We start from the raw sequence: 21577 nt of genomic DNA, 5'->3' as shown, positions 1-21577 counted from the left end.
GGCTTGGTAGTATTCCAGGCAGTATTACAGGCTCTATTTTACCAGACTGTTCATCTGCTTAAGCAGGTCGACCGCTTTCTTTACTTCAGGCGATCTGGTAGCCTCTTCGTCCCAGACTTCCAGGGCCGCTTTCTCGAGCAGGGCGATATCTTCAGCGGAGAAGTTGGTAATTCCCTTGAATGCTTCATCGCGAAGCAGGTACTCATCCTTCTGAATGTTGTCGTAATACTCAAGGCCGGCTCTCAATGCGGCACACTCGAGAATGGTCTGCAAGTCTGCAGGCAGGCTCGCCCAGACCTTGGGGTTAATGATGAAGGAATCCATGATCGGATCAACAATGGGTGTAGCATTATAATATCCGGCCACCTCATTGAGCTTCATGCTCTTGTAGTCCATGGCCCCGCCGAACAGAATACCGTCGATCGCGCCGGTGGTGATAGCGAGATACATTTCGCTTGATTTGATATTGACAGTGGCAACCCCGACCTTGTTGAGCATTTTCGCAGCTCCGCCAATGGCTCGGATTTTCATTTCTTTCAAATCTTCTATGGAGCTGGCAGGCTCCTTGGTGAGAATGTGGTAGGTGGCTGCCGGAGCAGAACCGAGATAATGGACGCCCTGCTTTTCATACTCACTGATCAGAAGGTTTTCAAAGCCAAGGCCTCTATACAGGAATCTAGCCTCCGATGAGTTTCTCCATGCCATGGGGAGGCCGATTTCCGTGTTGCCGATAATCAGCTCGGAATAGTATGAACCGCTCCCCTGACCAATATCAATCATTCCGGTTTTGACCGATTTGAGAATATTGTCCGGGGAAGCGAGGGTTCCGCCAGGGAAAACAGTGATTTCAAGCCGTCCATTACTCATCGTTTTGGCGAGCTGGGCGAAATTTTCAGCGCCACTCAACATGCTCTGGGGGTAATAGCTCTGCAGGCGCATCCGGTAGACTTTATCGGCGGCAAATGCCATTGTCCAGCTCATCAGGATGGTGACAAGTAACGTCAGGCATGCGGCGCGTCTCAAGTTTTTCATTGGGCTTCTCCTTGTGATAGTGCAGTTTTGGGTGGTGGTTATTACACAATCAGATCACTGTTGCCAGTATCCGAAAATAACTCTCTCATGGAGTTCTTTTTGCCTTCGGGGTCTGCGGAATCGCGCAAAGCATTTCAAAAAGAATATTGGCTGCGATGGTCGCTGTCATACCGTGAGCGTCGTATGGTGGGGAAACTTCGACACAATCGCCTCCGACAAGATGAAGCCCTCGGCAGCCCCGCAGGATCTCGAGCGCCTGGACTGCGGTAAGTCCTCCCATCTCCAGCGTGCCGGTACCGGGAGCATAGGCCGGGTCTAGGCTGTCTATGTCGAATGTCAGGTATGCCGGCTTTTGCCCAATTGCGCTACGCACGTCAGCCATGAGCGGGGTCAGGGACTTGTGCCAGCAGTCTTCGGCTGTAACCACGCGAATACCTTGCTGTCGCGACCAGTCGAAGTCGTCGGCAGCGTATCCGGAGCCACGGAGCCCTATCTGAAATGAGCAGGAAGTATCTATCAAATTCTCCTCGACTGCCCTGCGTACCGGCGTCCCATGGGCAATTTTTTCACCGAGCATGGTGTCATTGGTATCAGCATGGGCGTCGACATGGATAAGTGCGACCGGGCCATGTTTCTTGGCAATGGCCCGAAGGATCGGCAGAAGGACGGTGTGGTCGCCGCCCATACCTATTGGCAGGCAATCGTAGCGAAGAATTTTGTCTGTGATGAATTGCTCTATTGTCTCGATCGAACGAATAAGACTGTAGGGATTGACAGGGACGTCACTAATATCGGCGATTGAAAGGACAGCAAAGGGACTGACGCCGGTACCCATGTTGTAGGGTCGAATCTGGGTTGACTCCGCCCTTATCTGGCGCGGTCCGAAACGCGTACCTGGGCGCGCCGATGTCCCCCAGTCCATGGGGATACCGTATAAACACGCATCAAGATCCTGAGCGTCAGGGAAAGAGGGGAGGCGCATAAACGTTGTAGGGCCACCGAATTTCGGTGACACGTTGGCCCCTAAAGGTTGATGTAGGATTGTCTTCATAGAACGGATTCCTTTTTGCTGGTTATCTGCTGCCGAAGTTTTGCAATTGAAACATGTAGCTGTGTTCGTTCAGGGCTAAAAGTGTCGGAACGGCTGTTGCTGCATGTTTCAATTGTTTTTCGTTTGCTCTTTTCAGGTTTGTGAAATCACAAAGCCGTTTTATGTCGCTAGGAGCCTGTCGGGTTTAAAACATTTACAAATGCATGCTTTCGTACTTATTGGAATTAATACAAAAAGCAACTATTGTGCTGCAAAGAACACATTGGTAAGATCAGCACGTTAGCAGCTTTACCTGTAAAAAGTCCGACAGACTTCTAGGATTGCCTGGCAACTTCCCTTGCGATTTTGTTTTATCGCGTCGCAGGAAAAAGAAAAAACATGACAAATATGTCTCTTTCTTTTTTTGTAATAGCGTGAAAATGTATTCAGGGCAAGCGAGGATATTTTGCAGTTTGCGCAAAATAAACTCACACTTCCGTAACTGGTCACAGGGGTAACAGTACTGGTATTTTTATTAGTTCTGAGTTGTAACTAGTTAAAATTGCTTTTGATTTATGCTGGCGCGGTTTTCCGCAGATAAGCGGAGACTCAGGCTGGCTATCTATGCGGGAAAACGCGATCCTGCAAAGAGATAAGCGGTCATCGGGAGACTCTGTGGAGTCTGTGGTCAGTTACACACTTCCAGCTCGCTGTTCCATGTAGATTGAATCAGTGGAAAGGTTCTGTTGTCTAAAAGGGGAAGGTTGTCCGGAGGCGGCAGTGAGCCAACCTGCCGGTGTGGGGTGCAGGGCAGAGCGGTTGTATTCTTCGAAGGTGACGACTGTTGCAAACGATGCCGCCATAGTAGGTTATGTGGTTTTTTTGCCAGGTTGAGATCCGCTATTGCAGCGGTTGATAGCCGGTTATCCATAGGCGTATCGTTGATTTTGTGATGGTACCTACGGTCATATTCCATTTCCGACCGGCCTTGTAGCGTAATTCAGAGCCTTAATGGTTAATGGCTCTATGCGAAAGAGCATGGATATTAATCTTCTTTCACGCTGCTCCCCCCAAAATAAAAGTGATTTCTGCTTCCCACTTTGATAAGGCCTAAGGCAAGGTCCAAGCGCATGCTTGCAGAGTATCTGCACTGCTGGATGGGGGATTTAGCTCATGGGAACCGTTTGGTGCAAGCGCGCTTACCTGGAGGTGGTGGGAAGCCTAAGGAGAAATGGTTCTCTCCTCAGGCTACGGGATTATACCGGATACGCATGCATGCCAGCTTTTATCGCCCCCGCAATGGTCCCATCAACATATTGGCTTCCATCAAACAAAAAATCTTCAGAATCATATGATTTCGAACTCCATTTATAAATGGCAAAATCCCAGTCATCAAAATCCTCTTGATACTTTAAACGGCATATGGGGCTTGTTTTGCCATGAACGGATCTATCAAGATAAAGAAATTTTCCTTTAAACCTTACAATAAAATAGCAGGGGATCGAGTTTAATTCTTCTTGATTGTACCTTTCTACAATGCCTATAACCTCTTCTCTTATTTCATCCGGTATTACTTTTTTTCCCATTTGATCTTTCTTGCAAAGAGTAATCTTTTGGATAACGCGAACCAAAGTCGCGAACTCCACGTACGGAATTTACTAAATATTCACATCTCAACTCCAAAAACCTGAGGTTCTTTTCGAGTACTGCAATTCTCTTGCAACCAGTTGGCAATATTCGTCCATGTTTCGTCTGCCATTATTCTTGCCTTTTCCGGACAAGTTTTAATGCAGGCGCAGCAACGGATACATAAGCTTGTTTGAGTTGTTACTTTTTCTTCTACTGAAATGGCTGCGGTGGGGCATACACTGGCACAAGTGCCGCAAACAGTGCATATATCTTTTTTTGTGATAGGCGAAACTGCCAATTTCCGTACTCCGTCAGCTTCATATGGGAAACTGCCAGGAAGCTCCAAATCTATCTGAAGATCAGATGGTTGCAGGTCAGATACCTTGGTTTTGATTTTTGCGCCAAAAGCTATCGCTTTTTGTACATCCAGACTATCCGGACGACCATTTGCAATGGTGATACTCTTTGTTGCAAAAGAGTGCTCACCAATAAAAGCACCCCCAGCGATGGGACGAAAACCCAGCTCAAGGGCAAGGTTGTTCAGTTCCAACAGTGCATCTTCAAAGGCACGGTTACCGTATACCACTACGGGAATTACTAAGGTATCGTTTGCTTTTAGCTGACTGAATCGTTTGATAGCATCAACTGGAATACGTCCGCCGTAAACAGGCGCACCCATAATGACAAGTTCATCAGAAAATACAGGATAAATTTGTGAGCTTTCTGCTGGAAGTGTTAGGTTAATGTGTTTGACATTTTTAATAGCCAGTCCTTTGGCTATACTCTCCATTACTTTTTGAGTCGTTCCGGTGGGTGAAAAATAGACGAGTTTTACCTGGTTAACTTTCATTCATTCCTCCTGTCTGTGCCAGTACAGTATGCTGTTTATAACCGGGGCTCGGTGCTTGCCAGTGCCGTTGCCAGCGCAGGGTGTCCCTGTATGGTGTGTTTAGGGTCGCGGAAAATAATATATATCCAAAAATTGCGTAGGATATCGGTTTGGTAACGTCATAGCGTCAATGGTTCCATATTGGCCGTATGGAGCCATTGACGCGACGATGTTACCGAGTTGAGAGACAAGCAAGATTGGATAATGTATTTTTTCCCGTGACCCTTAAGGCATCTGTTCACGCTTCTTGTTCCGGAATAAGGCGAACCGTATAGGCAACCAGACGAAGTCTTTACCATGAACGTGGTGTTCAAAAGCGCGGTTTTTGTGTGTTACTTGAAATGGTTTATTCGCATGTAAACCATAAAGTGAAATACATGTCTGCTGCTATAAACCATATCGAGCCCCCCTGAATGTCTGATGCAAAAAGCCCGGCGTAGAATAGAGTTCCAGACCGGGCTTTACTTGGCGAATCTGCAGTGTTTTAAGAAAAGCAGAGTGGATACATTCTTTATTTACAGCGCTTCGTATTACTCGCTGTCTTTGACAAAAGTAAAAGTGTACTGGAAATGTTCTGGATCAAGCCAATCCACATATTCTCCATTAATTTCAGCATAAGGATAACCAAAGGTGTTTAAAGGAGGTCCGACCTGGACAGGATTGAGCACAATATCCCTTCCCACTGCGAGTTTTACCCTGTATTGATCCCAGGCTCCCCAGTAATATTCTCGATATTGCTTGGTTTGAGCATCATCCAGCTTCAAGTTATGCACCAGCATCATTTTGAGGACATCGGCAGGGTCAACCGGCACCCATCCGTATCCAGGCAAATAGAATTCCGCCCAGCAATGTTGCCAGGTTGTGATATCCTGAGTGGATTTTTTACCCTGCCTGATGCCGAATACCTCACGTGCCGGTACTCCGGCTGTACGGCAGAGGGCCACAAAGACCGAGTGGATATCCGTGCATTTTCCTCCAGGTTTGGTGAGCAGTAGACAGACGTCTCCTGGGCCACATCCTCGTGTTTCAGGGTCTCTGTGCATGTTTTCTATGATCCAGTCATACACTGCCTTTGCCTTGGCAAGTGTACCTTTTTTATCTTTGGTTATATCCTCGGCCAGTTGTTTGACCACTCCGTCAATGGGGCCCAAAGACGTTGGTTGCAGGTACATGCTGTAATCTGCTGGATTCCAGGCAGCCTCCTGTTCTGGAAAGTCCCGGCGGATAACTTCTTCCCTGGTTACATGGAAGCTGAGAGACAGCTTTCTGCCTGCAGTGTCAGAATTCCATTTTGCGTAAAGCATTGGTGTTGAATATTTTTGGTCGCTGTAGACGGCTGATTTTATGTAATTCCCAGAGAGACGAATGTCTGTAATCTGTTGATGTTCGTCTGAAAGAGGGTAGGGAATCCATAGTTCCGTATTTTTGTCAGTACCATGAGCTGAGAGATCAAAATCCATGGTGATGGTCCCGCTGCTTGTGGCTGTAGTTGTCTGCCCATAAGCGGGTACTGTGAACAGGATCAGGATAAGAACAATGTGAAATATTCGCATAAAATACTTTTCCTCGTTTTTCCAGCTGGCTGTTGAAAAACTCGAACACGCTCGTTGAAACCTGCTGCATGACGTGCTGAGTTTTCTGAAAGAGTCTTAATCTGAGAAAAAATGGTAATTCTCCGACAGGCTCTTGGAACATAATGATTGGTGTGAAAATTATTGGCAATTTACAATGCAAAATATAGGCAAGATCAATTGAATATGCAACGTGGAAACCAATGTTTTGGCGATCTCTTTTGTTTATGGAAAGAGACTCATTATAGTGCAGGCCGAGATGCACTCTGGGATTGCGAAAAACAGGTGATAGGCATATGCTGTTTTGTAGCATTCAGTTACCGGATATCTGCCTTATACCCTTTACCTGTTGTGGAGATATGAACGAAAGGCGGCAGGCGGGAACTGCGTAGATTCCTGGAGCCTTGGCAGAAGTTTTTTCTTCGGAGTTCAATGACGTTACCCAATCCTATAAATTTTATGGAGGCCCTGCGTGCTTGCCAAAGACATCATGCAACCTGTTAAACATGTAGCCCTCAGTCCCGAGCAATCCGTACTGGATGCCATGTGTGCCATGGATAAAGAAACAGACAGCCCCATGCCAACCAACGGTGTGGTTATTGTAAATGCAGAGAAGAAAGCCCTGGGTATTCTTTCCATTAAGGATATCATAAGAGCAATGATTCCCGAATATTTGAGTGATAACCTGAGCGAATTCAGCTGGCAGGGAATGCTCAAGGAAAGGGCAGAGCAGGTGAAGCAGATTCAGGTACAGCAGATCATGTCAACAAACCTGGTCACTGTGCAGGCAAATGACTCGCTGATGCACTGTGCTAAACTTATGATAAGCAAACATCTGCAGCGGTTACCGGTGCTGGATAGTGAAGGCCATGTTCTTGGGATAGTGCATATTTATGATATCTATGATTACATATCCCGTGTAACCTGTCCTGTGGAGAAATAACCATGCATGGCGTGCTTATCCCCGATTCGTTTCATCCTGACCTCACTTTCTGGGTGGCATTATCAACTTTTCTGATAGCATTATTTTTCATTATTTCCGAAAAGATCCATAAGACCATCGTGGCTCTTGCAGGAGCCTCTTTCATGCTCGTGCTGAAAGTGCTTGATCAACACGAGGCATTTCATCTGGAGGAATATGGAGTTGACTGGAATGTCATTTTTCTGCTCGTTGGCATGATGATTACCATTTCACTCATGCGTCCAACGGGGATTTTTGAATATGTTGCTATTCGCAGTGCCAAGCTGGGACGCGGTGAGCCTGTGCGTATTCTTGTTATTTTTTCCATTATTACGGCAATTCTTTCTGCACTGCTTGATAACGTGACCACGGTACTGCTGATAGCGCCTGTAACACTACTGGTGGCTGAAGCGTTGAGAGTCGATCCAATTCCGTTTTTGATCATTGAGGCTCTTAGCTCCAACATTGGAGGAACAGCTACCCTTATCGGAGATCCACCAAATATTATGATCGGATCAAAAGCCCGGATGGATTTCCTTGATTTTCTGGTTCACCTGGCACCGGTTGTCATTATCATGATGATAGTTTTTCTTGTTTTGATCCGGTTCTTTTTTCGCTCACGTCTGACTACACAGGACGAATTCAAACAACGCATTATGGCTATGGATGAGCGGGAAGCTATTCAGGACGTTCCCATGCTGGTTAAATCGCTCACAGTCCTGGGGGTGGTATTGGTTGGCTTTATCCTGCACGGAAAGTTGAACTATGAACCGGCTACTGTGGCGTTATTTGGAGCAGGGTTGCTACTTCTGCTTTCCAAAAATAATGATCCGCAAAAGATCCTCGCTGAAATAGAATGGTCGGTTATTTTCTTTTTCATCGGCTTGTTTGTCATGGTTGGCGGGCTGGTAAAAGTTGGTGTCATTACGTTGATGTCTTCTTGCATTTTAAGTCTTACCCACGGCGACCTGTTTCAGACTTCCATGTTGATTCTCTGGTTTTCCAGCGTTGCTTCCGCTGTGGTGGATAATATTCCCTATGTCGCCACCATGACACCACTGGTTGTTGATATGGCGCAGGAATTATGGCCCGACGCTTCAGGGGTCGCTCTCTTGCAGCATCCTGAATTATTACCTGTCTGGTGGTCTCTTGCTTTGGGTGCATGTCTTGGTGGAAACGGTTCTCCTATAGGGGCTTCAGCAAACGTTATTGTTTTGGGTGCAGCAGAAAAAGCAGGGTATCGTATAAGTTTTAGACGTTTCTTAGCCTATGGTATTCCTGTTACACTGCTTACTGTATTCTTAAGTACGATCTATATCTGGTTGCGCTACTATGTTTTTTAAAGTTGATGTCTTCATCGTTGTGTCGTCCCGCTTTCTGTAATTGAGTATGCAGGCAAATATTGCCTCAAATTGAGTGCCTGTTGATGCTTGGTCTTCTCGGATTATCGTTCCTCCCAGACTTGTTTCGAACGGAAAGTTCCATTTACTGACAGGCACGAGGAAAAAACATTTTTTTTTAATCTGCAGATTAGACTTCGTTTTTATTTTGTGGCAAGCTTATAAAGAAAGACTGATCTGTCTTAATCACGTTGTTGTACCGAACAGCCTCAAATGCTTACTACTTTGGTAGAGTCGAGGCTGTATAAATGCTCTGATTCGAACCAACAGTACGTGTAGTGATAATGTCGTGGGAGTAAGAGATAGCTTGGCGTGTATTTCTTTTTATCATCTTACCGTCTCAAGCCTGTGAAACACTTTGATAAATAACAAAGTACATTGGCTGTAATCCAGGTTTAAAGTGACCTGTTATCTCCTCGCCAGGCCGTGTTCGTGAAGAGTAGTTGGTAGCTCAAGACAAAAGGAGCCGTATTGTTTTCAGATATATACCGCCTCGTATATATGTGGATGTCCTTCTTTTGGGTATATAAGAGCTATTGTTTTGAGCTACCCATACGTTCAGGTAAAACGTTGAACACCGGGAGATAAGCTATGCAGGAAGCTGATAACGTCAGTAGCAATCAGTACCTCACTTTTCTATTGGATGGTGAAGTTTACGGACTTTCCATATCAACCGTTAGAGAAGTGCTTGCCTTTACTTCTGTTACCCGAGTACCGCAAACCCCTTCCTATGTTCGAGGTGTCATAAATCTACGCGGCAATGTCGTGCCGGTCATAGATCTGAACACCAGGTTCCATGGACAGCAAACTGAAAAAAGCGTTGATACCTGTATTATCATTGTTGAAATAATAATTGGTAGCGAGGCTGTATTATTCGGAGCTTTGGCTGACTCCGTACGAGAAGTTCTCGAACTTGAACATGATCAAATCGCCCCACCCCCAAAGCTTGGAAGCAGGGTGAATGCTGCTTTTATTAAAGGAATGGGAAAAAAGGATGATGAGTTTGTAATTCTTCTCGATATTGACAAGCTGTTTTCATCTGAAGAATTGATAACTGTACAACAGGCTGTCTTCTAATTCCTGCCAGCTCGTAGATGATCTGTTTTCTCGTTGCTCGTTTACCAGCTCTTGAACGAACATTGCAAAAATGGACATACTCTGGTCTACCACAGATTTAAACCCGGCACTTTGTCGTTGCAGTAGTATGCACTCGTGAGGAATTCGGGTTAACAAGATAAAAAAATGTTGAAAGACATCAAGGAGGTTATGGATGAAGAATGTATCCCTTGCCAAGAAACTGATATTTGGATTCGGCATCGTGTTGATACTCTTGGTAACAGTTGCTTTCCTTGGATATAGAGCTCTTACAGGTGCAGCCAGTGGTTTTGAGGATTATCGAGAATTGGCCAGAGACACAAATTTGTCAGGAAGAGTGCAGGCCAATGTTTTGATGGTGCGGATGAACGTAAAAGATTTTTTGATCACCAGTAGTGAGAAGGATAAGGAGCAGTTCAATGAGTATATGGAAAAGGCTTCTGGTTTTCTTGCCACAGCCCAGGAAGAAGTTCACAATCCTGAGCGAGCTAAACTGGTGAATCAGGCGGATGAAATGCTCCAGCAGTATAACAAGGCCTTTCTGGAGATGGAACAGTTGCAAAAAAAACGGAACGAATATTTTGCCGTCTTGAATATTCAAGGTCCACAGGCTGAAAAGGAGCTGACATCCATCCTGCGTTCCGCAAAAGAAGACGATGATATGCTTGCCGCGTATCATGCTAGCCTGGCAATGAGAAATTTGTTGCTTGGACGTCTCTATGTCATGAAATTCATGGACGCCAACCACCAGGAAGATGTCGACCGGGTGAAAAAAGAATTCAAGACCATGCAGGAGGCTTTGAATACTTTGTCATCTGAACTGCAAAATGAGGAGAGGCGAAGGTTGCTCAATGAAACCCAGCGGACTATTGATACGTATCTCGAAGCATTTGATAAGTTGGTAGCCGCTATTTTTCAGAGAAATGCCATTACCCGTGATACCCTTGAGGTGCTAGGGCCGCAGATTGCCAAAGCCGTTGAAGATGTCAATTTGAGTGTAAAAGCAGATCAGGAGGAACTGGGGCCTGTCTTGCAGGCAGCTAACAGCAGTGCTGTACGAATGATATCCATACTGGCGGTTGTTGCCATTATATTGGGGATGGGAATAACCTTTTTTATTATCCGTGGAGTAATGTCCCAGCTTGGCCGTGATCCTGCCGTAATAGAAGAGACAATGCTTGCTCTTGCTGCAGGTGATCTGACCATGGAAATGGACAGTGACGATAAAATTAAGAATTCCGTATACGGTTCAGTTAAAAAGATGGTGGATCAACTGCGATCAGTGGTCGTCCAGGTGAAAAGTGCGGCAGATAATGTGGCGTCCGGAAGTCAGGAACTTTCTTCAAGTTCTGAAGAAATGAGCCAGGGAGCAACGGAACAGGCTGCTGCAGCAGAAGAGGCATCAAGCTCCATGGAAGAGATGGCCGCAAATATACGCCAAAATGCCGATAATGCCATACAGACGGAAAAAATTGCTGTAATGAGTGCTGAAGATGCCAAAAACGGTGGACAGGCCGTTGCCCAAACTGTGTCTGCGATGAAAGATATCGCCGATAAAATATCAATTATTGAAGAAATAGCCCGTCAAACAAATCTGTTAGCATTGAATGCCGCGATCGAGGCAGCACGTGCAGGTGAAGCCGGAAAAGGATTTGCCGTCGTAGCTGCAGAAGTTCGTAAATTGGCAGAACGCAGTCAAAGTGCTGCTACTGAAATCAGTGAGTTGTCGAGCAGTAGTGTTGAGGTAGCGGAGCAAGCTGGTGAGATGCTCGCCAAGATGGTGCCGGATATCCAGCGAACTGCGGATTTGGTTCAGGAGATTGCTGCGGCAAGTAAAGAGCAGGATACAGGGGCAGAGCAGGTTAACAAGGCTATCAGCCAGCTTGATCAGGTTATTCAGCAGAATGCATCCGCTTCTGAAGAGATGGCTTCGACAGCGGAAGAACTGTCTGCCCAGGCTGAACAATTGCTGGATACGATGAGCTTTTTTAAAGTCGAGGAGAGTGGCCGCCTCCAGCCAAAGAAGATTCGCAAGGTACACAAAAGTCACAAACAAGGGCGCTTACCGTCTCCATCGCGTCAAGAGAGCAAAAAAGAAGTAACATCACAAGGCGGTCTGAATCTTGATTTGGATGGGGATGATGGTCTTGATGACGAATTTGAACGATTTTAATTTACCTGTACGTATTTCCTCATACCCTTAACAAGGCTTCGAGCATATGCAGCAGGATGAGTTAAGTCCCAGGGATTTTACCAGGCTCAGCGGTTTCATTTACGGCCAGCTTGGCATAAAAATGCCGGAAAGTAAAAAATGCATGCTAACCGGTAGGTTAGGGAAACGGTTGCGCGTATTAGAACTGCAGAATTTTCGAGAATATTGCGAATATCTGTTCAGTGATCAAGGGATGCAGGAGGAATTGGTCCATCTCATTGATGCGGTGACGACCAATAAAACTGATTTTTTCAGAGAACCAGGACATTTTGACTATCTTGTCAATACCGCTTTACCCACTATGCAAATTTTGAATAGAGGCCGGTACAGAAAAAAATGGAGAGTGTGGAGCGCCGGATGCTCCACTGGGGAAGAACCCTATACATTGGCTATGGTTTTAAGCGAGTATCAGGAAATGATGCAGGGGTTTTCTTTTGAAATTCTGGCAACAGATGTGGCCAGGCGGGTCTTACAGGTTGCCAGTCGGGCAGTTTATCCGGTGGAACGCATTACCCCTGTTTCCTCAAGGTATAGGAAAAAATATTTTTTACGGGGTAAGGGAAGCCGTAATGGTGAAGTTCGCGTAAATAAACAGCTTCGCCACCGTGTTTCCTTTGGACATTTGAATTTTATGGATGAGGACTTTGGCTTGCCCAATATGGTGGATGTTATCTTTTGCAGAAACGTGATTATATATTTTGATAAACAGACCCAGGAAAAACTCATGCACAAATTTTATCGCTATCTTAATCCAGGTGGGTATCTTTTTCTTGGGCATTCTGAGTCATTACAGGGACACCAGACTCCATTGATACAGGTTGCACCGACAGTATACCGGAGGAGTGAGCAATGAAACATACATTTCAACAAAAGGATTCAGCAGACGGCTCACACGGAATATTAAATTTGTGGGGTGAACTGACCATTGAGTATGCGGTAGCTATAAAAGATGTCTTTGTGGAGGTTCTTGCAAAAGTAGACCGAATCGACCTTTTTTTAAATGATGTCGATGTGGTTGATGTGAGTTTTTTACAGTTATTATGTTCCTTTCATCGGGAGTGTTTTCATCAAGGAAAACAGCTATCTGTTCAGGGAGAGCCTGAGGATTCATTGGTAGATATTTTGTATTCCAGAGGATTCGGAAGGCAGATTGGGTGCAAAGGAGATGCGTTACGTACGTGTTGCTTGAAGAAGATATGCAGACAATGATCAACTTGGTCTGTTTGTAACAAGAATATAATGAACATGCGTCGGGGGATGTATGAGTAAGACGATATTAAGCGTGGATGACAGTGCAAGTATCCGCCAGATGGTGAGCATGACGTTAAAAAAGGCAGGCTATGATGTCATTGAAGCTGTGGATGGTATGGATGGATTGGCAAAAACCAAGGGGCGCGAAATCCACATGATTATCACTGATTTGAATATGCCTAAAATGGATGGCATTACTTTGATACAAAAGGTTCGAACTGATCCGAAACTGAAATTTATCCCAATCATCATGCTGACCACTGAATCCCAGGCAGAAAAAAAGCAGCAAGGGAAAAGTGCTGGGGCCACAGGATGGATCGTGAAACCCTTTAAGCCCGATCAGTTGCTTGGAGTGGTGAAAAAAGTATTGCGTTAGCCCGGAGATGTCATCACTCAGCTGAAAAGGAGAAGGCCATGAGCAATGATGAATTGGATGCTGCCAGAGGTGTGTTTCTAGAAGAAACAGGTGAGCTCCTGGAGCAACTTGAGGAGTCGCTCCTGGCTCTGGAAGAAAACCCGGATGATCAAGATCTGGTAGGTAGCGTCTTTCGGGCTCTACACACCATAAAGGGCTCAGGAGCAATGTTTGGGTTTGACCGGATTTCGACTTTTACCCATGAAGTGGAAACTGCTTTTGAGCTGATTCGTTCCGGCGTACTTCAGGTAAACAGAAAGATTATTGACCTTACCTTGGGCTCCAGGGATATCATACGTGAGATGCTCGATGATCCTGACGCAGAAGATACATCAATTGACATGCGGGCCCAAGCGATTACCGACCAGCTCCTGACCTATACCAGAGCCAATGATGATGAAAGGGTCTCCCCTCAGGAAGAGACTATTATGGATGTTTCTGGTGGAGCTTTGGCAACCTGGCGGATTCGCTTCAAACCACCGGAAGATCTTTTTACAACCGGAACGGATCCGGGGCATTTGCTTGATGACCTGAGAGAATTGGGAGATTGTACAATTGCCGTTGTTACTGAAGACATACCGACTCTTTCTGAGCTTGATCCTGAGCGCCTTTTTCTTACATGGGAAATTCTACTGACCACAGATAAAGGGAAAGACAGTATTGAGGATGTCTTTATCTTTGTCAGTGATCATGCAACCATTCGAATTGATTTGGTAGAGCAATATCAGGAAGATGTGGGTGCTGAAGATATTATTGAACGCGTGCATCGGCTTGGAGAAATATTGGTAAGCAGAGGCGACCTGGATGAAGAGCAAATACTCTTTGCGCTGAAGGAGCAAAAAAAACTCGGTGAAATTCTCCTTGAAAAGGGGATGTTGAGCGAGACAAAAATTGACTTGGCCATTCAAGAACAGGAGCACCTCAAAAAGACAGAACAAAAATTACAGAGTAAACGGAAGACCACAACCGAAGCGAGTATCCGCGTGACTTCCTCCAAACTGGACAACCTGGTAAATCTTGTTGGGGAATTGGTTACCGTGCAGGCCAGACTCAGCCAGGAAGCTAACACCAGAAACGATACGCAGCTGCTTTTTCTGGCTGAAGAAGTGGAAAGGCTCAGCAACGAGCTCCGTGACAATACGATGAATATACGAATGGTTCCCATTGGGACCACCTTCGGTAAATTCAGGCGGCTGGTGCGAGATCTTTCTGCAGAGTTAGGCAGGGAGGTAAATCTGGTGACAAGGGGTGGCGATACAGAATTGGACAAAACCGTTATAGAGAAACTTGATGATCCTTTGGTCCATTTAATCCGTAATTCCCTGGATCACGGTATTGAACCGCCTTCTGTGAGGCAAGCTGCCGGAAAACCCCCTCTGGGAGAACTGATAATGGAAGCTGAGCATTCAGGTGCATATGTGATTATTCGCATCAAGGATGACGGCAATGGAATTGATAGAGAGAAAATAAGAAAACGGGCAATTGAACGAAATCTTATGGACGAAGGAGATGTGCTTTCCGACAGTGAATTGTACAGTTTTATCTTTTCCCCTGGGTTTTCCACTGCCCAAGTGGTTAGCAGTGTGTCAGGCCGAGGGGTTGGCATGGATGTTGTAAGAACGAATATAGAATCTCTGCGAGGAAGCGTTGATGTGGAAAGTCAGGAAGGGGAGGGGACTACCGTTACCCTGAAGATACCTCTGACCCTGGCGATCATTGAGGGGTTACTTTCCAGGGTGGGTAATGAAAGCTACATTATACCCCTTGCCAATGTTGAGGAATGTGTTGAACTTGAGGAGAAGGCCAAGGAGGGAAGCAAGGATCGCAACTTGGTTAATTTGCGTGGTGAGTTGGTTCCGTATGTGTATCTTCGCGACCATTTTCAGGTTCGTTCTTCCCCTCCTGAAGTTGAACAGATAATAATAACCTGTCTGGATGGAAGACGCACGGGGTTTGTCGTTGATGAGGTGGTCGGACAGCATCAAACGGTTATTAAGAATTTGGGCTATCTTTATCGGGACATACGAGAAATTTCCGGAGCAACTATTTTGGGCGATGGTACGCTAGCCCTTATCATTGACGTATCTAATCTGATAAGTGATGTGAGAGGGAGCAAGTACAATTAAGGATACTCATGTATTTTCCATGACCCTTATCTTGTGCCTGTCCATAAATGGTCTTTCTGTCCAATTATTGCGTTATGCTCAAAATTTTATCCTCGAAGGTAGGCGAAGCCGCCGTTAGCAACTATATGTCTGTGGTAAAATTTGTCGTATGCCTCGGAGTCTACGCTTACCTGAAATTGAGTAAAAAAACTCGTCTCTGGACAGATACTATCTTACATGGAGTACGCTGAATCTATGGAGCAGTCTCAAAAAAATCAATTTTTAACATTCCGGATTGAGCAGGAAATATTTGGGGTTCCCATTGAAAGTGTACGGGAAGTGCTTGACTATGAGCCGATTACCCGAATTCCTGGAACTGCTGATTATATGCGAGGGATAATAAATCTACGCGGTGCTGTGGTCGCAGTTGCTGATATAAAAAAACGTTTTGGTATGCAGCCGACCGCAGAGACTGACAACACCTGTATTATTGTACTTGAATTAGACATGTCGCCGGAGGAGGAATGCGTATCAGTGGGGATTCTTGCTGACCAGGTATTAGAGGTCGCTGAGGTTTTCAGCTCAGATATGCAGGAGCATCCCGATTTAGGCACAGCAATTCCCGCTGCCTTTTTACGGGGGCTGGGCAAGGTGGGCGAGCAATTTTTTATGGTATTGGATGTTGTCGGTATAATAGATAGAACATTGGCCCACAATGTATCTTAGGGTATCGCGAATTCTAATCCAGGTGTTCTATAATCTCGAATAAAAGTTACAGGCTGAGTCTGAAATTTTATTCATTATACAACGATACTTTTATGGCGGATACGCTAGGATCAAGTCATTATCCCCGGTGTCAGGAAATACCGGCTGAAAAGGCAGTGTATCTTCTTCCTGGTGATTATCATTTTGCCACGTCACCGACGTTGATCCATACAGTACTTGGCTCCTGTATTTCCGTTGTACTTTTTGATCCCAAAACCAGATACGGCGCAATGTGCCATGCTGTTTTTGATACCACTGGTCGCTCGACCAAGGTACACGATTGCATGAAATACATTGATTGTGCCATGGAGAGAATGTTTGAGGACTTTTTGGTCCATCGCATCAAGCCTGCCCATCTGACCGTAAAATTGTTTGGCGGTGCTGCTATGATCAATAGCCGGACAGTAGCCAGTGACCTGATACAGCCTGGAGCAAAAAATGTATCTCTTGCCCGAAAACTTCTGCATGAAAAAGGTTGTGTTGTGACATCTGAAGATTGCGGAGGGAGCGAAGGCAGAAAAATCTTTTTTTGTAGTCATACTGGGGATATTTTTCTAAAAAAAATACGTAGAGTAAGGAGGCTTTAGGGGCGCGGGAAATAATAGATATCCAAAAATTGCGTAGGGTATCGGTTTGACAACGCCGTCGCGTCAATGGTTCCATACTGGCCGTATGGAGCCATTGGCACGACGATATCACCGAGTTGAGAGACAAGCACCATTGGATAATTTATTTTTCCCGCAACCCTCCGACAGACCCCCGGATCGCCAGCCTCTTCACAAGCTGTAAGTAGTGTGACTTGGAATTCTCAGTGAATGCGGGGGGACATCGGTGATGCTCCCTTTATTTGATGGAGTTGGAATGGGATTAAAAATACTCGTTATTGACGATTCTGCGGTGGTTCGACAAACCCTTTCACGTATCTTGCTTGAAGATTCTGCCATCGACGAAGTGGTCACCGCTCAAGATCCATATGCTGCTGTTGAAAAGCTCAAACAATTTGTGCCGGATGTCATAACGTTGGATATTGAAATGCCCAGGATGGACGGGTTGAGCTTTTTAAAAAAGCTTATGTCCCAGCACCCCCTGCCTGTTGTTATGTGTTCCACCCTAACCGCCAGCAATTCTGTATCTGCCATAAAGGCTTTGGAATATGGAGCCGTGGAGATCATTGAAAAACCAAAAGTCGCCACCAAGAAATTTCTTGATGAATCCAAGGTGGTTATCTGTGATGTTGTCAAGGCCGCAGCCCAGGCAAAGGTGAAGAGAGTTACTGCTGCTACAGCCCGCGATATTCCGCAAAAACTCAGTGCCGACGCTGTACTTGCCAAGGCTGCGCCCAATGCAATGATACAGACCACTGAAAAAGTCATCGCTGTTGGGGCTTCCACCGGGGGAACTGAGGCGCTGCGAGTGTTTATCGAGATGCTGCCAATGGATTTCCCAGGAGTTGTGATTGTGCAACATATGCCTGAAAATTTTACGAGATCGTTTGCTGAACGTTTGGATACTCTCTGCAAAGTCAGTGTAAAGGAAGCCGTCAATGGTGATACTGTTTTGCCGGGCAGGGTTCTTATTGCGCCGGGAAACCAGCATATGCTTTTGAAAAGAAGCGGCGCAAGATATTACATTGAGGTGAAAAATGGCCCTCTGGTAAGTCGGCATCGTCCCTCTGTGGACGTTCTTTTCCGGTCCACTGCCCGTTATGCGGGAAAAAATGGAATCGGCGTAATCATGACCGGTATGGGAGATGATGGCGCAAAAGGCCTTTTGGAAATGAAAGAAGCCGGTGCCCAGACCATTGCCCAGGATGAAAAAAGTTGTGTTGTTTTTGGCATGCCAAAGGTGGCTATTGATCTTGGAGCTGCGCAGCAGGTCGTTCCCCTGAACCGGATAGCTTCTTCAATTATTCGAATGTGTGGCTGAACTCTGATTGGGGGATCGCGGAAAAGACCAACCAGTGCCTGTCGATAACTGAGGATTTTTGCTCAAGTTGAGGTAAGCGTAGCCTTTCATTGGCTCCATGACTATTACCGCAGACATAGAGTTGATATCGGAGTATTCGCTTATCTTGGATGATAAAATTGTAAACATAGCGCAAAAAATGGGTCAAAAGACCATTAATCTACAGGCATTAACCAACCGGAAATTCTGCAGGATACCGGCTTGTGCTTATGATTGTTTCAATGGTCCCGTACAGGCTGTTTCTATAACATTTATCTGGTGGCAGGTGGTATTTTGGTGACATCAAATAAACAGCAACTACTGCAAGCGTGCCGTGTTCTTTTCGATGATCAAATCCTTATTTCCTGGGAATTTGTTAATTACCTGCAACAAGCAGGCGTCATTGCGGCCTTTAAAAAGCGAGCTTTTGAACTCCATCCTGACAGGATGAATTCAGAAACCATGACTAAATGCGGAACAGAACATTTTGTCAGGCTTTGCGGGGCACGTGACTTGCTCCTCCAGCACATTCAGGAGCGTGATTCGGTGTTTGCTGAGCGTCCGAAGCATATCCGTAAAATGTCTAATATTTGTAACATGCAGACTGCATCAGTATCCCGGAGTAGTACACCTTTATTCGGGCGTTTTTTGCATCAAGTCGGTGCTATTTCTTTAAACGAGTTGATCCGGGCCTTGACCTGGCAAAAAATGACCAGACCTAAAATCGGTCAACTTGCCGTTGCCCAAGGATACATCGATAGGGCAGTAATTGTGAAAATTCTTCGGCATGGAGACGGCCAAAAAACCTTTGGAGTAAAATCCATTGAATTAGGAATTATGGTACCTGAGCAGGTTAAATCGCTGTTGTATAGGCAGAGAAGAATGCAAAAAAAAATAGGGCAATATTTTGTCGAGCACAATATGTTGAGTCGTGAAGAGGTATGGGGTTATCTGCGACAGCTGAGAAATGAAAATATGCAGCAAAGACCGCGTCCTTAAAACATTTCTATATTATCATCCAGTTCTTCATCATGTTCAAAATATGTCTCTTCTTTACCCGTCACTTTGTGATGAGTGAGACGTTCTGAGGCCATTGTATACTGATCTTTGTATTGATGCAGGAGTTCCTGCACTCTTTCCAGATCAGGAGGTGTATCGCTTGTATCTATCTCAACAAGAAGTGAGCGTAACATAGTGATAGCGGTTTGGAGTCCCTGATCAAATTGTTCCTGCACCGTTATCCCGCGTAAAGTGGCCGTTAACTGCTCGACATGTTCTCTGCTTGATTGTTGTACTGTGCCGCCTGTTGTATACGCGGTGGACGTCCGATTTTTGATGTCGTCAAAAAAATTACCCAGCAGTGTAATGGTTTCGTGAATGATATTTTCGGTAGTCTTGTATTCCTCGCTTGTTTCCGCGGAAAGATGCTGCTCTGTATCAAAACGATCAATGTCTTTGAGGTACGCTTCCAAAGCGTGGATGTTTTCCTGGGTATCGCCAACCAGGTTACGGATTTCATCTATGACCACCCCTATAACCTGCCCCTCCTTTTGCAGGTGATGCGCTTGTATAAGGCCATTAAGACTTATTAATCCAACATCTTCTCCTATGGAACTGATTGCATCGATCTGTTGTTTGATAGTGTTAGAGGTGGTAACGATGGATCGCATGGTATTGGTCCGGCTTCCGTGAACCTTCATCGTGTCAATGAGCGTGATTTCAATCTTTTGTTTTTCGTGAATGGCATGCCTGATCATGGTGTCAATCTGGTGTAAAGAGACCTGAACAAGTTTGGCCAGGTCGTCTCCCACAGAGGTTGTTTGATCCAGCACATTTTGAAATTGACTGAAAATCGAAGACAGGGCTTTCATAACGGTCTTGTGAGCGTTTTCCAGAAGATCTGCTGCAAGGAGTGTGGACGCATACAGTGTCGTGCTCTCTGTATCTTCGTATGTTTCTGGGGCAGGCTCGGATGTAATTGGTTGAGGCAAATGCACTTCCGATAATATTGCCTGTACATGCTCGATCTGTTGGCGGACTATGTCGTGAAATTGTAATTCAAATATAAGTTCCCCTATATTATCGCGTATCATCTGAAATTGTCCAGCCACCTGTTCGGATTCCTGCCCCACCATATCGACAAGTTGGGTGTAGGAAACCATCTCTGCAAGGAGTTGTTCTATTTGAGCTGAAAGGGGAATAAATTCCTTTTCTCTGAGCGTTGACATTTCTGTGTTCGCTTTGATGATGGCCTGAATAATATCCTCTCTGGCCGTCTGCATAGATTCGAGTTTTTCTTTACTGTCATCGGTTAGCTTACGCACCTCGTTGCCAAGATATTCAAATTCATTATCCGCTTTGGTTAACCGTGTTGTCTCTGCCTTGATGTAGAGGCCAAGGGTATTGAGTCTAAAAATAATGACATTGAGTTTGGTAAGGGGAACCTGTAAGCCATGAAAGATTTGTTTTTGTTCTTCCAGCTGTTTCTTTTCTTCAAGGATTGTATCCAGATTGTCTTGGATATATTCCTCAATTCCCTTGAGTTTATCGACCAGGAGCCTATGTGTGGAAAGATTTTCTTCTGCGGTGAATGCATCAACTATCGCAGTGAGTTGCTGAAAAATGTGATCGGAGAAACTGGACATTTCGCCAAGTTTTTCTCCAATCTCCATGAATTCGTTTTCTGTAGTGCTCTGCAAATCATGCAGAATGGACTCAACAGGAGCCAGTTTTCGCAACCAGGTTTCCAACATAACTGTCTTTCTCCTTGGAAATTGCATATTTCCTGTTTCGTACAGGTGCACTTCACCAAAATCCTTACCCTTGAATGGTAAGGGTCACGGAAAAAAAATTATCCAATCTTGCTTGTTTCTCAACTCGGTAACGTCGTCGCGTCAATGGCTCAATACGCGAGTATGGAAGCATTGACACGACGACGTTACCAAATGGATATCCTACGCAATTTTTGGATATTTAATATTTTTCGCGACCCTGACCTTTTGCAACATAGCCTTCGCTTTTTCCGGGTAATGGTTTTTTCCAGGCACCATGTATATCCAGGTCAAAAGGATTGAATGATATTCCTTTGGTTACTTGGTTCGGCTATCATTACAATGTTGCTCTGCTCAGATAGTGCTTCCCTGTGCAAGCGTTCAGGTTCTCTGACGGATACTTTTCAGAAGTAGCAATATCAGGAGCTTGTTAGTATAAAGTATTGCATAGAGAACAAAGAAAATCCATGTCTTATCAAGAAAAAAGAAGGATCGTGTAAATCAGCA

General features: G+C 45.3%; 19 protein-coding genes. 12 read left to right on the top strand and 7 right to left on the bottom strand.

What is annotated here, in order from left to right; all coding sequences use genetic code 11:
• Positions 1-33 precede the first annotated feature (33 nt).
• The 6 genes from dctP to G493_RS0108135 all read right to left on the bottom strand — a co-directional run bounded on the left by dctP (position 34) and on the right by G493_RS0108135 (position 6133).
• Entirely contained in the window at positions 34-1032 is a 999-nt protein-coding gene (dctP, locus tag G493_RS0108160; RefSeq protein WP_028579986.1) for a TRAP transporter substrate-binding protein DctP, read from the bottom strand.
• Positions 1033-1117: 85 nt separating this feature from the next.
• Entirely contained in the window at positions 1118-2083 is a 966-nt protein-coding gene (gene speB / locus G493_RS0108155) for an agmatinase (RefSeq protein ID WP_028579985.1), read from the bottom strand.
• 671 nt (positions 2084-2754) lie between these two features.
• Positions 2755-2925, bottom strand: coding sequence for a hypothetical protein (locus G493_RS33360; protein WP_153306453.1), 171 nt, complete (start codon positions 2923-2925; stop codon positions 2755-2757).
• Between the two features lie 393 nt (positions 2926-3318).
• Positions 3319-3648 (bottom strand): hypothetical protein, encoded by a 330-nt coding sequence (locus G493_RS28400; RefSeq protein ID WP_035273965.1) that lies wholly within the window; start codon positions 3646-3648, stop codon positions 3319-3321.
• Between the two features lie 80 nt (positions 3649-3728).
• A complete protein-coding gene (locus G493_RS0108140) occupies positions 3729-4541 on the bottom strand; it encodes a 4Fe-4S binding protein (protein WP_028579984.1) in 813 nt (270 codons plus the stop codon).
• A 569-nt stretch (positions 4542-5110) separates the two neighbouring features.
• The gene (locus G493_RS0108135; protein ID WP_028579983.1) at positions 5111-6133 is read right to left on the bottom strand and encodes a transglutaminase-like domain-containing protein; all 1023 of its coding nucleotides are present in this window, start codon (positions 6131-6133) and stop codon (positions 5111-5113) included.
• Between the two features lie 490 nt (positions 6134-6623).
• Here G493_RS0108135 and G493_RS31955 point away from each other — a divergent pair, with 490 nt between their 5' ends.
• The 12 genes from G493_RS31955 (at position 6624) to G493_RS0108070 (ending at position 19298) form a co-directional block, all read left to right on the top strand.
• A complete protein-coding gene (locus G493_RS31955; RefSeq protein ID WP_028579982.1) occupies positions 6624-7094 on the top strand; it encodes a CBS domain-containing protein in 471 nt (156 codons plus the stop codon).
• A 2-nt stretch (positions 7095-7096) separates the two neighbouring features.
• Positions 7097-8455, top strand: a complete 1359-nt coding sequence (locus tag G493_RS0108125; protein ID WP_051309129.1) for an ArsB/NhaD family transporter — start codon at positions 7097-7099, stop codon at positions 8453-8455.
• A gap of 648 nt (positions 8456-9103) precedes the next feature.
• Complete coding sequence (locus tag G493_RS0108120) at positions 9104-9589, top strand: chemotaxis protein CheW (protein ID WP_028579980.1); 486 nt, start codon at positions 9104-9106, stop codon at positions 9587-9589.
• 193 nt (positions 9590-9782) lie between these two features.
• Positions 9783-11780, top strand: coding sequence for a HAMP domain-containing methyl-accepting chemotaxis protein (locus G493_RS0108115; RefSeq protein WP_028579979.1), 1998 nt, complete (start codon positions 9783-9785; stop codon positions 11778-11780).
• A 46-nt stretch (positions 11781-11826) separates the two neighbouring features.
• On the top strand, positions 11827-12672 hold the full coding sequence (locus tag G493_RS0108110) for a CheR family methyltransferase (protein WP_028579978.1): 846 nt from the start codon (positions 11827-11829) through the stop codon (positions 12670-12672).
• Entirely contained in the window at positions 12669-13028 is a 360-nt protein-coding gene (locus tag G493_RS0108105) for an STAS domain-containing protein (protein WP_028579977.1), read from the top strand. The genes G493_RS0108110 and G493_RS0108105 overlap by 4 nt, the downstream gene beginning before the upstream one ends.
• 52 nt (positions 13029-13080) lie before the next feature.
• Positions 13081-13446, top strand: coding sequence for a response regulator (locus G493_RS0108100; RefSeq protein WP_028579976.1), 366 nt, complete (start codon positions 13081-13083; stop codon positions 13444-13446).
• A 38-nt stretch (positions 13447-13484) separates the two neighbouring features.
• The gene (locus tag G493_RS0108095; RefSeq protein ID WP_153306452.1) at positions 13485-15611 is read left to right on the top strand and encodes a chemotaxis protein CheA; all 2127 of its coding nucleotides are present in this window, start codon (positions 13485-13487) and stop codon (positions 15609-15611) included.
• Between the two features lie 234 nt (positions 15612-15845).
• Positions 15846-16316 (top strand): chemotaxis protein CheW, encoded by a 471-nt coding sequence (locus G493_RS0108090; RefSeq protein ID WP_051309128.1) that lies wholly within the window; start codon positions 15846-15848, stop codon positions 16314-16316.
• 92 nt (positions 16317-16408) lie between these two features.
• Entirely contained in the window at positions 16409-16942 is a 534-nt protein-coding gene (locus tag G493_RS0108085) for a chemotaxis protein CheD (RefSeq protein WP_051309127.1), read from the top strand.
• A gap of 274 nt (positions 16943-17216) precedes the next feature.
• A complete protein-coding gene (locus tag G493_RS0108080) occupies positions 17217-18281 on the top strand; it encodes a protein-glutamate methylesterase/protein-glutamine glutaminase (protein WP_035273962.1) in 1065 nt (354 codons plus the stop codon).
• Between the two features lie 315 nt (positions 18282-18596).
• Positions 18597-19298 (top strand): hypothetical protein, encoded by a 702-nt coding sequence (locus G493_RS0108070; RefSeq protein WP_028579970.1) that lies wholly within the window; start codon positions 18597-18599, stop codon positions 19296-19298.
• Here the strand turns inward: G493_RS0108070 and G493_RS0108065 are convergent.
• A complete protein-coding gene (locus G493_RS0108065) occupies positions 19295-21052 on the bottom strand; it encodes a methyl-accepting chemotaxis protein (RefSeq protein ID WP_028579969.1) in 1758 nt (585 codons plus the stop codon). The genes G493_RS0108070 and G493_RS0108065 overlap by 4 nt on opposite strands.
• Between the last annotated feature and the right edge of the window lie 525 nt (positions 21053-21577).

It is taken from the genome of Desulfogranum japonicum DSM 18378 (genome assembly GCF_000429945.1).
Lineage (GTDB): Bacteria > Desulfobacterota > Desulfobulbia > Desulfobulbales > Desulfobulbaceae > Desulfogranum > Desulfogranum japonicum.
The sequence above is the reverse complement of the archived record's forward strand: the minus strand, read 5'-3'. Positions and strand labels throughout refer to the sequence as shown.